Here is a 12,340-nt window from a genome sequence, read left to right as displayed (position 1 = left end):
GCCCTTGCCGGTCGGTGTTTGCCCCACGCCGGCCCGCTCATAGTGCCAACTGCAGAGACCATTGGTAGCGCCCTTGCCGGTCGGTGTTTGCCCCACGCCGGCCCGCTCATAGTGCCAACTGCAGAGATAGGTAACCGCCTTGCTGATCCGCGAGGCCGGCAACATCCCCCAGATCCAACCAGGCACCGGTCACCGAGATATGCTTGCTCGGCAGCCAGGCCACGAAGGCATCCTGCCACGCCTGCTCCTCGGCGAACCCCAGGTTGTCAGGTTTCTGGCGGTACTCGACGCCGACCACCCAGCTCGGCGCCAGCATCACCCCGAGGGAGCCTTCGACCACCAGCGAGCGGTCATCGTCGCGGTCTCCCCCGAAGCCGAGCAGCCCGCCCTGATTGGCCTTGGTGGACCGCAGCGTCAGATTGGCGATGAGATTGCGTCCGGCGAGGGCGGCGAAGTACAGCTTGGTGCCACTGAGATAGACATCGACACCGTCGTCGTCCCGGGCTCCTACCGCCCGAGCAAGGCTCGCATCCTCTAGGCGCTTGACCTGCACCCCGAGGCTCCAGGAGCCCCAGGGGTGATACAGCGGATCACCGATCAGACGCAGCTTGGCGCCGACGATGTCCTGCTCGACGTCACCGCCAAGGGTGTCCAGCGTCAGCGTCTGGCGAGCCCAGGACAGCTCCAGGCGATCGTAAAGATTCGCCGCCACGGCGCTGACCTCGAGGCTGTAATCGTCGAGCCAGGCCTGGCTGTGAGCAGCCGACAGCGCCCATTCGCCTTCGCTGGCGGTCCCGGCGAGCACCCCCCAGGGGGTCAGCCCGCCCCCCGCGGCCCCTTCGATCTGAGTGACACCGCCGGTGGCCAGCAGTCGACTGCCGGCCTCAACATCGCCGACAACCGCCGCCGCACAGATCAGCACGAGACATCTGCGGCGCAGTAGGTCGGCAAGGGATTCACGGGTCATGACGTGCATTCTCCCTGGCACTGGTGACCTCCGGCCGTCGGGCCAGCCATTCACCGAGGGCAGTCGCCGACATCGGGGCGGCATAGGCATACCCTTGCAGCAGATCGCAGCCGATTCGTGTCAGATGTTCGCCGATGGCCAGCGATTCGACACCTTCTGCGACGGTACGCAGCCCCAGGTGATGCGCCAGATCGATCGTCGAGGAGACGATCACGTCGTCCTCGCTGTCGGGGACGAGTCCGAGAACAAATGACTTGTCGATCTTGAGCTCCTGAACTGGCAGCCGCTTGAGTTGCGCCAAGGAGGAATACCCGGTGCCGAAGTCATCCACCGCCACGCACACGCCACGATCCCGCAATGCCATCAATACCCGGGTCGCCATCTCGGGGGAGCGCATGATCGCGCTCTCGGTCACCTCGACGCATAGCCGCTCTCCGTCGAGACCGTAGCGGTCGAGCATCCGCGCAATGATCGGCGCAAGGGTCTCGTTCTCCAGGTCCAGCGCCGAGATATTGACGGCCATGCGCAGGTCGATGCCCTGCTCGACCCACTGCGCGAGTTGTTGACAGGCGGTGGCGAGCATCCAGCGCGTCAGGGACGGCATATGGCCCGAGCGTTCGGCCAGAACGATGAACTCATCCGGCGCCACCCGGCCGAGACGCGGATGGTTCCAGCGCATCAACGCCTCGACGGTCTGCACGCGTCCGCTGGTCGCATCGATCTGGGGCTGGTACCGGAGCGAGAGCTCGTCGCGCTCGGTGGCGTGCTGCAGGTCCCGGACCAGCGCCAGGCTGCGCAGATGGTGTTCATCCTGGCCCTCCAGATAACACCGGTGACGCACGCGTTCGCGACGAGCCGTCTCCAGGGCTATCTCGGCGCGCCGCAGCAGCAGGCTCGCCTGTCGACCATGCTGGGGAAAACGAACCTCTCCGAGAGCGCAGGTCAGCGTCAACGTCGATCCCGCCAGATCCATCGGCCGGCTGAGGCGGCGGTAGGTGTCGTCGAGCCATAGCGGCTCGCCTTCGCAGGCCGACAGCAACAGCAGGAACTCATCGCCGTTCAAGCGGTAGGCACCACGGCTTGGCGGCGGCAGATCGGCCAGGCGACCCGCCAGCGTGCGCAGCACCTGATCGCCCAGCTCATAGCCGAAGGTATCGTTGATACGGCGCATGTGGTTGACCGTGAGGCGCAGCAGGACGAAGGACGCACCGGTGGCGATCGCCGTCTCGATGTCCTCGATGGCTCGCACCCGGTTGCCAAGGCCAGTCAGCTGATCGTGCAGCGATTGGCGCCGCAGCTCCCCTTCACGCGCGATCAGGCTTTCCTGCATGCCGACCAGGGTCCGTGACAGCAGCCCCGGCTCGCCGGACTGCGGCAACCGATGTGGCTCCAGTCGCTCGCCCCGACCGATGCTCTTGGCCGCACTGACGAGGCGCAGCAAGGGCACGCTGATGCTGCGTGACACCAGTGCAGCCGCCAGGGCGGTAAACGCCAGGGTGGCCGCAAAGATGCCGCCGAGCTGCATTCTCAGGGCGTAGTAGGGGGCCATCAGGGCCTGAAAGGACCGCCGTGCCACGACCTCGGCTCGTCCCAGCTCGCCCTGGTAGAGCACACCACGCCGCTCGACCATCGCGTCCGACGGTGCCGCCGGCGTTGCGGCCGCGCCCGAGACGTCAAACGAGGTCGTGGTATTGGTCAGCTCCGACGCCTCCTGGGCCAAGGCATCGCCCAGCACGAACCCCATCCCGATCCACCCGATCAGCGCCGGCGCACGCACCGGCAGCATCACCACCTGATAGGCCTCGCCGTGATCGACGATGATGTCGACGGCCGACCCGTCGCGCTGGGCGCGCTGCCACAGGGCAGCGTAAGGAAAGGTCGCGTGTTCACCGTGGAGGCTACTCGCCAGCACCTCGCCCTCGGGTGACAGCAACATGACCAGATTAGCACCGGCGCGCTCGCCATGGTTGGCTAGCGCGGTGACAAGTGTCGTTTGCTCGCCGGCCGCCACCGCGCTCCTGAAGCCAAAATCGGAGGCCAAAATGCCAACGTTGTTCTCGAGCTGCTCGCCACGTTCGGCGATCAGCTGTTCGGTCACGTCCACCGCGACCCGCAAGTCGTCCTCGGTGGCGTCGAGAGTGCGGGCCTTCAAGGTGCCGAGAACCGCAAGGCCGATGGCCAACTGAGCGACAAGAGTCACGGCCAGCATCGCCAGCAGCAGCCTGGCACGAAAGCTCATCAACCGGCATCTCGCGCCTGCAGCGCCTGGTCGAAGCGACGCTGCAGATCCGAAGGAGGCGCCGGCTGCATGAGCCTCGCCTCGAGCTCGAGAGCGACCTCCTGGGTGGCCGATACCAGCCGTCCCTGCCACCAGCGTTGATGGGTGTCCTCGAGTCGCGGATGCCAGACTCTGATCACCTGGTTGCGAGCCTCGACGGCGGGAAAGTCGGCTCGTCCGCGGGCATCGGTCATGGCGAACCGGTCGCCATCGCTGACCACCACGAACGCCCGCATGTGGTCATGAATGTTACACCCCAGCACCACGACGCCTGGGCGCTCGAAGGCCACTGGGGGAGGGGTCTCGCTGAGATACAGCTCGAGGTCGAAGACCTTCGCCGGCGAGAACGAATAGACGTGATGACGGGACGAGTCCCGGTTGGGAAAGATCACCTTGCTGCCCACCGGCAGCACGGTCACCAGGGGAACGAAGGTCGCATGGCGTTGGGCAATTTCGAAAACGCCTTCGTGTTCCCCTTGGCCCGGGCCTGGCGAGGCCTCTGTGCGACTCAGCTCCACCACGGCATCGGCCAGGGGCTCGCCGGTCTCGGCATCGATCACGCGAATGCTGGCCGCCAGTGCCGACGCAGAAAGCATCAGCAGCGCAAACGACAGGACCAGTGGCAGTGGCAGTGGAGCAGTGATGCGCATAGGGACCGCCACGAACAGGGAAAAGGCTGACAAGCTGTGCTGAGTTTCTTACGAGATCGTAGCATGATGGCCGGAAGATGCCGTTGAAACCAAAGCAGGCTACCGACACTGCACACCTTCTTCTCGACGGCCGCCATACGCCGTCCTCGAACGTTCTGCTACCCTAGTCTGCCCTGCAGCAACGAGAGTCTCGCCATGGCTGGCACCACGCCGCGCCGACGCCCCTATCGGGTGGCCGATACCATCAAGGGCTGGATCGTCGATCGACAGCTTTCCCCCGGCGATCGCCTGCCAAGCGAAGCCGAACTGATGGCAAGCCTCGGTGTCTCCAAGGGCACCGTGCGCGAAAGCACCCGGGTGCTGGAGGCTCAAGGCCTGGTGGAGACCCGCACCGGCCCCGGCGGCGGCGCCTTCGTGCGCGAGATGAGTGAGGCCCGGGCGATCTCCCTGCTCAGTCACTACCTGTACTTCAAGGACATCTCGATCCGCGACATCTACCAGATTCGACTGGCGCTGGAGCCGGAGCTCGCCGCCAACCTCGCCGGCAAGGTCAATGCCTCCGAGATCCAGCGCCTGCGCAATGGCCTGGCGAGCTACGCCGAGCCTGCCGTCGACCTCGACGGCGAACGCCAACAGCACATCGACTCGCTGACCTTCCATGAAGAATTGGCTGCCCTGTCTGGGGGCAATCCGCTGCTGGCCTTCATCATTCGCTTCACCGCCCAGGTGCTGTCGGACCTGACCGTCTATCGGCGCCTGTACGAGCCGGGAGACCACCATATCGGCCCCGCCGGCTGCCAGTACCATGCCTGGCTGCTCGACGCCATCGAAGCCGGCGACGGTGAGCGCGCCCGGACACTGATGCACGAGCATCTGCTCGAGGCCCAGGCGGTGATGAATGACAACGAGGCCCAGGTCAGACGCGGATTTCTGGCCGAAGGCTAAGGACGGCCAGCGGTGGGGGAAGTGGCGCCAGACCACCTGTGGCTGCCGCCCATCTGCCGCTAGCGCTGCGCCAGGCGCCGAGGAAAATCATGCAGAAAGCGCATCAGTGCCCGCGTCGCGGCATCGCCGTCTAGCGCCGTGATGGCCTCATCCGGGTGGTGACTCAGGCCATCGGTGCAGCGCACGAAGAGCATGCCGATATCGGTCAGGTCGCGCATCGCCAGCCCATCGTGGCCTGCGCCGCTGAACAGCCGCTCGGCCCGCTCGCCGATATCCACGCAGGCCCCCTCTATTGCCTCGATCAGCCAATCCGCGCAGTCCACGGCCTCGGCCGCATAGGTCGGCGTCACCTCGAGGGCAAGATCACGGGCCTCGGCATGGTGGTGACAGGCGGCGAGAATCTCGTCCCGCCCGCGGCGGCGAATGGCGGCGTCCGGCGAGCGTAGCTCCAGGGTGAACACGACCTCGGCGGGAATCACGTTGACCGCGTTGGGCCGCACCTCGAGCTTGCCGACCACACCGACGAAGTCGTCGGTGGCGTTGAGCACGCGATCGGCGGCGGCGATCATCTCGGCGGCGCCGACCAGGGCATCGCGTCGCCCCGCCATCGGGGTGGTACCGGCGTGGCCCGCCTTGCCCCGGACGATGAGCCGATGACGCTCGATGCCGGTCAGAGACGTGACGACACCCAACGCATGATCACGCCGCTCCAGCACCGGCCCCTGCTCGATATGCACTTCGACAAAGCCCAGCACCGAGTCGCGCTCACGAGCCAGGGAAGCGATCTGGGCCGGCTCGCCACCGAAGGCCTTGAGCGCCTCACCCAGGCTTACGCCCTCGGCATCCAGTGCCGCAAGGCTCGCCGGATCGAAGGTCCCGGCCAGGGCCCGGCTGCCGATCAGCGTCGACTGAAAGCGGGTGCCTTCTTCATCGCCGAAGGCCACCACCTCAACGCCATAGGGCAGCTCGACGCCTGCCTCCTTCAGCGCCTCCAGTGCCAGCAGCGGCAAGGCCACCCCAAGCATGCCATCGTACTTGCCGCCCTCCACCACGCTGTCCTGGTGGGAGCCGAGGATCAGGGTCTTCTCGCCGGCAAGTGCCCTGGCGCTACGCCCCACCAGGTTACCCGAGGCATCCAGCTCCGGCGTCAGGCCAGCGCGGCGCATCCAGTCCCCGATCAGCGTCAGCACTTGCCGGTGCTCGTCTGAGCAGAACAGGCGAGTGACGCCGGGGCCCGGTTCGGAATGTTGCGCGGCCTCATCGAGGCGCTCGAGTAGCGTGTGGCCAAGTCCTGGCGAGGGGGTCGAGGAACTCATTGAAGGTCTCCCAATTACCATCGTGCCCAACGCAAGCGACGGCAACGTCATGATCATGCGTGCGCCCTGAGGCGTCAGCGCAATCGAGAAGAGAAGCGATACCGCTGGGAGCGGCGAGACAGGCCACGACGCCCCTGCGCGCGTTATCGCCGCGGTAAGGTCGCCAGAAAACCGCTGAAGGCCGGCGCACGCACTCGCCTGGCGAGCCCCGTTAGCTCGGCGATCAGCTCGTGCTCGGCCCAGTCGACGCGCAGATCCAGCGGCGGCACACTAAACGATTCGATGCGCAGCGCCGCCGAGTGCGTCCCGCGGCGGTCACCGCCGGCATCGAGCGCCGCCGCCAGCGCCTCGATCAGCGTCTCAAGCAGGCCCTCGGCGTAGTCACGGCGAAAACGCGGTATCACGTCACCGTGCACTGATGCCATCACCTCGCCGGCATTGTCACAGCACGAATCGAGAAAGCACCGCATCAGGGCGTCGATGACCGCGGCGTCGGCGAGCATATTGCCCACTACCGCGACGCCAGGTGCAATACGACAGGCCACCGCGGGCAGGTTGTCGGCGCCTATGTGCAGCGCCGCCCGGCCACGGGCATCCATTACCAGGCACTGGCGCTGCTCGCGGCCGGCATCGGCGCCGACCACACTGGCGAGCGCCGCACCGACATCGTCGCCGGCTTCCAGGCGCCGGCGCACGCCGTCGGGGTACCAGGGGTTGGTCACCAGGCCTTGGGTGACACAGGCCCCGAGCCCACGCCAGGCATGATGCACATAGCCCCCCACCGCCACCCCGCCGGTGGCGGTGATGGCCGCCACCGTGCCGCTATGCGGATGAACGTGAATCAGCGACAGCGTCACCGTCTCAGTACCCGACCATGTGGCCGATCACCAGGCCCACCCAGGACAGGGCATAGACCAGCACCATGAACGGCAGAATAGCCTTCAACCACTTCTCGTAGGACACCCGGCCAAGGGCCAGCATGGCGAGCGTGCCCCCGGACGTCGGCACGATGAGGTTGGTCAGGCCATCGCCGACCTGGAAGGCGGTGATCATCAACTGGCGACTCATGCCGACCAGATCGGCCACCGGCACCAGAATCGGCATGGTGACCAGCGCCTGTCCGGACCCCGAAGGAACGAACAGGTTGATCACCCCCTGCACGACGCTCGCCATGATCGCCGAGAAGGCCGGCGGGATATCCTGGATCAGACCACTCAGGGCATAGACGATGGTGTCGATGATCTGGGCCTGGTTGAGGATGACCTGAATCGAGGCGGCCAGGCCAATGACCAGGGCACCGGCGGTGACACCGGAAGCCCCTTCCATCATCTGCTTGACGATCTGGTTGGCCGAGAGGCCATTGACCACGCCGATCGCAATGGCGATCAGCAGGAACATCCCGGCGATCTCGTTGATGTACCAGCCCTGGGTGAAGACCCCGACCAGCATCGCCGCCAGCCCGCCGACGAACACCGCCAGGGTCAGCTTGTCGCGCTTGGACATGCGGTACTCGTCCAGGGACTTGCTCATGGCCTTGGTGTTGTCGGGCTCCTCGAAGTCCATCTTCACCACCCACCGGCAGATGTAGAACGACAACAAGGCGAGCGCCGAGAGCACCAGAGCGGTGCGCAGCCAGGCACCGGAGAAGGTCGGCAACTCGGCGATGCCCTGGGCCACCCCCACGGTGTAGGGATTGATCGGCGACAGCGCGAAGCCGATGCCGATCCCCCCCACCGCCATGGTGGTACCGACCAGGCTCGAACAGCCCACGGCACTGGCGATCAGCACCGCGATGGGCACCAGAGCGATATTGTTCTCAAAGCCCACGGCAACGCCGAAGAAGCCGTAGATGAAGGTGCCGGCGGTAATGATGACATTGCGCCGGCCGACGCCGACGCGGTTGACCGCCACACCGATGGCGTTCTCCAGGGCGCCGGTCTTCTGCAGGATATGAAACAGTCCCCCGGCGATGAACACGATAAACAGGTACAGCGAGGCCGAATTGAGTCCCTTGGGAATCGCCACGAAGATGTCGAACGGCGAGATCGCCGCCACATCGCTCAGGTAATGGAAGGAATCTGGCACCACTCGGGTACGCCCGTCCTGCATCACCCGCTCGAACTCACCGGCGGGGATGACGAAGGTCAGGGCATAAGTGGCCAGCAGGATCAGAAAGATCAGCACCATCGGGTCAGGGACGGTGCGATACCACTTCTTGCGCTGGGTCAGCGCCTGTTCGTTGTGACTCATGTCGTTGTCCTTGTTGTCCTGATCGAAAACACCCGACGGCGAGGTCCTCACCGCTGACCATGGTGGGGCTCGCCACGATAGGGCTGGCCGACAAGAGGAGAGCGGTGACGTCCCTGAGCAAGAGGCGTCACCGTCAATTTATCATGATAAATTGACGGGTCAAGGCCGGCCGAGCACGCCGAAACGCGCATCGCCCTGGCGCCCCACCTTCCCCATTGCCCTGGATCAGGCCGTGGTGCCGCAATGGGCGGGATCATCGTCCCAAAACGCGATGGAGGCGTTGGGTGGACTACATCAGAGCGGTGCTTCGACAAGCCACTGTCGAGCGTGACATGCAAGGCGACGAACGCGCCCGGGAAACCGCCATCGACTATTTCCTCGATGAGATGATGCTGCTGTTCAAGCCACGCCTGATGCGCTGCATCGACGACCATCTGCTGTGCGACGTCTTCGAGGACTGGCTCAAGTACCACGCCGAGTTCGACCAGGACGAACGCCTTGAGGCACTGATCGCCGGCACCCAGCTGATCCCCGTCCCACTGGTCATGTACCGCCTGCTCAGCGCGGAAAAGCGCGCCGAGCGACGCTGTCGCCGGCGCACCGAAGGCAACATTGTCTCGCTCTTCGGGAGCCCACCGGATGATTGACCTCATCGCTAGCATCCATGAAAGCCTCATCGCCAACCACAGGCTATGCCCGCCCCTGGCATCGGCCGAAGATGAGCGACGGCGCATCGGCTGGGAGCTTTCCGGTGCCCAGACGATACTCTCCCGGGAAGCCCTTCAACGCCTCGGTCCCCAGCGTCTGGCCGAGATGATGGTGATCGCCAGACGCTTCGATACCAGCATCGCCGACGTGATCGAGGAATGCCTGCGCCAGCCGCCGGAGGCGCTCAGCGTGCTGTGCAGCACGCGCGAACGACGCAAGAAGGAAGACAGCCACCGTGCGGGCGTCCCTTACCTGCGTCTCGTCGAGCCACGAGCCGACCGGCCTTGAGTGGCGCGGGCATTCGCCCGCCACGCCTGTGTGGAAAACCGGCCTGTGTGGAAAGCCGGCCTGCGTGGAGAGCCGGCAGCGCTGGGTCAACCGCCATCAGCGACTATGCTCAGAGCAACGCCCAGCCCTGGAGGCATTGGCATGGACGAGCTTGAGCAGGTTCCCTTCCTGGCGCTGCTGCTGAGCGAGCTGCAGGACTATCTGACGGATCTCGGCACCATCGGCCCACGACTGATCGCGGGCCTGCTGCTGCTGGTGACGACCTGGCTGGTGGCCCGGCTCGCCGCCGCCATCGTGTCCCGGGTCTCGGCCAAGGCGCGCCTCAGGCGCAATCTGCGCGACGTGTTGACCATGCTGACCGGTCTCGGAGTGTGGCTCGGTGGCCTGCTCATCACCATCACCCTGGTCTTTCCCTCGGTCACCCCCGGCAAGGCCCTGACCACCCTGGGGCTCGGCTCCATCGCCATCGGCTTCGCCTTCAAGGACGTGTTCGAGAACTTCCTGGCGGGGCTTTTGATCCTGTGGCGAGAACCGTTCAAGATCGGCGACCACATCGCCCTCGAGTCCAACGATGTCGAGGGCCTGGTCGAGGAGATCACGGTGCGCGACAGCCGTATTCGACGCACCGACGGCCAGTTGATCGTGGTGCCCAACGCGCTGCTGTTCCAACACCCCGTCATCGTGCGCACCAACCGCGATGTCCGGCGCACCTCGATCATCGTCGGCGTGGCCTACGGGGAAGATGTCGATGAGGCCAGGGCGGTAATTCTCAAGGCGGTACAGGAAGTCGATTCGGTGCGAAGCGATGTGCGCACGGTCCAGGTCTTCGCCCAGGCCTTCGGCGCCAGCTCCATCGACTTCGAAGTCGCCTGGTGGACCGGCTCTCGACCGGTCGACATTCGCGCCTCCAGAGACCAGGTGGTGGCAGCGATCAAGCGCTCACTCGACGAGCACGGCATCGAGATTCCCTTCCCCTATCGCACCCTGGTGTTCAAGCCCGGCGAGCCGCTGTCGATCGCGCGGCCGGGCGCGCCAGGGCCCGGGGCGACGCCAGGGCCAGGGGCGACGCCAGAGCCAGAGTCAGGGGCGACGCCAGAGCCAGAGTCAGGGGCGACGCCAGAGTCAGCGACACGGGTACCCGAGTCACCAGCGAGACCGACCGACGAGCGCTCCGACGCGGCGGCACCTCGCCGGGACGGCCTGGGACCGGAGAGACCGCAACGGGGTGACTAGCGCAAAATCCTCAACCCATGCTGCTTGAGCTTGCGCACCACGCTGGGCTGACTGATGGCGAGGCGCTCGGCGATGGCGTAGGTGGACGACAGTCGATGACACAGCTCGGCGAGAATGGCCCGCTCGGCACGCGCGAGGGCATCCTTGAGACCTTCGTCAGTGCGCAGCGTGGCGTCCTGGCCATCGCATGCGTCGGCCGAGAACGGTTCATCCCGGTGTGGCGACGACTCGTCCCGGTGTGGCGGCGGCGCTGACTGGTGTGGCGGCGGCGCTGACTGGTGCCGTTCAGGCGTCCCTTGCGCCGTGGTCAATAGCGTCTCGCGGCCGCGAATGACGTCCTCGGCGGCGGACAGCCAGGCGCGCTCCAGGGCGTTCTCCAGCTCACGCACATTGCCCGGCCAATCCCGGCCCATCAGCGCCTGCCACAGGTCCCTGCCGAGCATCTTGGTCTCACCGTAGCGCTCGTTGAGGCGCGCAAGCTGACGCTCGGCGAGCCCGGGAATGTCCTCGCGGCGCTCCCGGAGCGGCGGCAGGGTCACCGGAATGACGTTCAGTCGGTAGTACAGATCGAGACGAAACACGCCCTGCTCGACCCGCGCCGCCAGGTCCTGATTGGTCGCCACCACGAGGCGGAAATCAACCCGCCGCGAGGCGCTGTCGCCGAGCCGGGTCACGCGTCCGTCCTGGATGACCTTGAGCAACTTGGTCTGCACCGATAGCGGCAGCTCGCCGATTTCATCCAGAAACAGGGTGCCACCGGCGGCCTGCTCGATCAGGCCAACCCGGCCACCGGGGGCGGCCCCCGAGAAGGCACCCTGGCGATAGCCGAACATCTCGGACTCGAACAGGCTCTCGGGAATGGCCGCGCAGTTGACGTCGATGAAGGGCCCATCGGCCCGCGAGCTCCAGCGGTGCAGCTGCCTGGCGAAGGCGGTCTTGCCGACCCCGGACTCGCCGAGCATCAACACCGTGGCATCGGTCGGCGCGACCCGTTTCAGCAGCAAGGCCACCTCGCGCATCACTCGACTCTTGATTTCCAGGTCGCCGAGTTCGGCCTCCAGACACTCGCTGTCCTCTTGGCTGGCGAGGCGGCCCTTCAGATGCTCGCTAAAACGACGCTGCAGCAGCGAGTACTCCTGCTGCAGCAGCTGCAGGTCGGTGAGATCCATCGACCGGCTGACCACCGCCACCAGTCGCTCGCCGTCGAACACCGGGTGGGCCTGAGCGATCACCCGGCGCCCGGTACCGGTGTGCTGCACCACCTGAGCCGGCTCGCCGCTGCGAATCACTTCGAGGCTCACCGACGGCTTGAGCACGCCATCGGCCACCAGCGCCTGCACGGTTGTCGCGCACAGCTCCTCCCGCGACATGCCGTACACCGCGGCCGCACCGGGGCTGACATCACGAATGCCACCGTCCGGTGCGACGATGAAGAAGTGATCGTGGGCGGTGTCGATGATGGTCTGCAGGATAAGGGCGTCGGTCGTGCTCATGCTGTCGATCCAAAAATGCATCATTGATCCACGAGTGTATCACCAGCGCCGTCGCAGTGATCCATTGTTGGATCAATCGGCTGTGCTGGCCCACGGCCGTGCTGCCCCGGGGGCATCTGGGGCCAGAAAATCCGCGACCCGATTAGCCTTTCGTCTAAGATTGAACAATGATGGCACGCCGCCTGCTTACTCCCTGTCAGGACTCGTCAACA

11 protein-coding genes are annotated in these 12,340 nt (G+C 65.8%); 4 read left to right on the top strand and 7 right to left on the bottom strand.

Annotated features, from left to right (window positions below):
* Nucleotides 1–106: 106 nt before the first annotated feature.
* Genes ACUN9Y_RS17675 through ACUN9Y_RS17665 form a run of 3 tightly spaced genes read right to left on the bottom strand, consistent with a single transcriptional unit; the run spans nt 107 to nt 3,895 of the window.
* Entirely contained in the window at nt 107–967 is an 861-nt protein-coding gene (locus ACUN9Y_RS17675; protein WP_445462038.1) for a DUF3034 family protein, read from the bottom strand.
* The gene (locus ACUN9Y_RS17670; protein WP_445462037.1) at nt 957–3,206 is read right to left on the bottom strand and encodes a putative bifunctional diguanylate cyclase/phosphodiesterase; all 2,250 of its coding nucleotides are present in this window, start codon (nt 3,204–3,206) and stop codon (nt 957–959) included. The genes ACUN9Y_RS17675 and ACUN9Y_RS17670 overlap by 11 nt, the downstream gene beginning before the upstream one ends.
* Complete coding sequence (locus tag ACUN9Y_RS17665) at nt 3,206–3,895, bottom strand: methylamine utilization protein (protein ID WP_445462036.1); 690 nt, start codon at nt 3,893–3,895, stop codon at nt 3,206–3,208. Before ACUN9Y_RS17665 ends, ACUN9Y_RS17670 begins: the two co-directional genes overlap by 1 nt.
* Before the next feature lie 195 nt (nt 3,896–4,090).
* Between ACUN9Y_RS17665 and ACUN9Y_RS17660 the strand changes: the two genes are divergently transcribed.
* A complete protein-coding gene (locus tag ACUN9Y_RS17660; RefSeq protein ID WP_445462035.1) occupies nt 4,091–4,840 on the top strand; it encodes a FadR/GntR family transcriptional regulator in 750 nt (249 codons plus the stop codon).
* A 59-nt stretch (nt 4,841–4,899) separates the two neighbouring features.
* Here ACUN9Y_RS17660 and ACUN9Y_RS17655 read toward each other — a convergent pair whose 3' ends face one another.
* From ACUN9Y_RS17655 to ACUN9Y_RS17645, 3 genes are all read right to left on the bottom strand, one after another.
* Complete coding sequence (locus tag ACUN9Y_RS17655) at nt 4,900–6,156, bottom strand: M20 family metallo-hydrolase (protein WP_445462034.1); 1,257 nt, start codon at nt 6,154–6,156, stop codon at nt 4,900–4,902.
* A gap of 143 nt (nt 6,157–6,299) precedes the next feature.
* Entirely contained in the window at nt 6,300–7,013 is a 714-nt protein-coding gene (locus tag ACUN9Y_RS17650; protein WP_445462033.1) for a DUF1028 domain-containing protein, read from the bottom strand.
* 4 nt (nt 7,014–7,017) lie between these two features.
* Nucleotides 7,018–8,406: a YfcC family protein gene (locus ACUN9Y_RS17645; protein ID WP_445462032.1), complete on the bottom strand. Its 1,389-nt coding sequence runs from the start codon at nt 8,404–8,406 to the stop codon at nt 7,018–7,020.
* Nucleotides 8,407–8,738: 332 nt separating this feature from the next.
* Between ACUN9Y_RS17645 and ACUN9Y_RS17640 the strand changes: the two genes are divergently transcribed.
* From ACUN9Y_RS17640 to ACUN9Y_RS17630, 3 genes are all read left to right on the top strand, one after another.
* Nucleotides 8,739–9,053 carry a hypothetical protein gene (locus ACUN9Y_RS17640; RefSeq protein ID WP_445462031.1) on the top strand — a complete coding sequence of 105 codons (315 nt, stop codon included), beginning with the start codon at nt 8,739–8,741 and terminating at the stop codon, nt 9,051–9,053.
* The gene (locus ACUN9Y_RS17635) at nt 9,046–9,402 is read left to right on the top strand and encodes a hypothetical protein (protein WP_445462030.1); all 357 of its coding nucleotides are present in this window, start codon (nt 9,046–9,048) and stop codon (nt 9,400–9,402) included. Before ACUN9Y_RS17640 ends, ACUN9Y_RS17635 begins: the two co-directional genes overlap by 8 nt.
* 141 nt (nt 9,403–9,543) lie before the next feature.
* Entirely contained in the window at nt 9,544–10,635 is a 1,092-nt protein-coding gene (locus tag ACUN9Y_RS17630; RefSeq protein ID WP_445462029.1) for a mechanosensitive ion channel family protein, read from the top strand.
* Here ACUN9Y_RS17630 and ACUN9Y_RS17625 read toward each other — a convergent pair.
* On the bottom strand, nt 10,632–12,128 hold the full coding sequence (locus ACUN9Y_RS17625; protein ID WP_445462028.1) for a sigma-54 interaction domain-containing protein: 1,497 nt from the start codon (nt 12,126–12,128) through the stop codon (nt 10,632–10,634). The genes ACUN9Y_RS17630 and ACUN9Y_RS17625 overlap by 4 nt on opposite strands.
* Nucleotides 12,129–12,340: the final 212 nt, after the last annotated feature.

Source organism: Halomonas sp. V046 (genome assembly GCF_052645355.1).
This window is presented reverse-complemented; position numbering and strand designations above follow the sequence as displayed.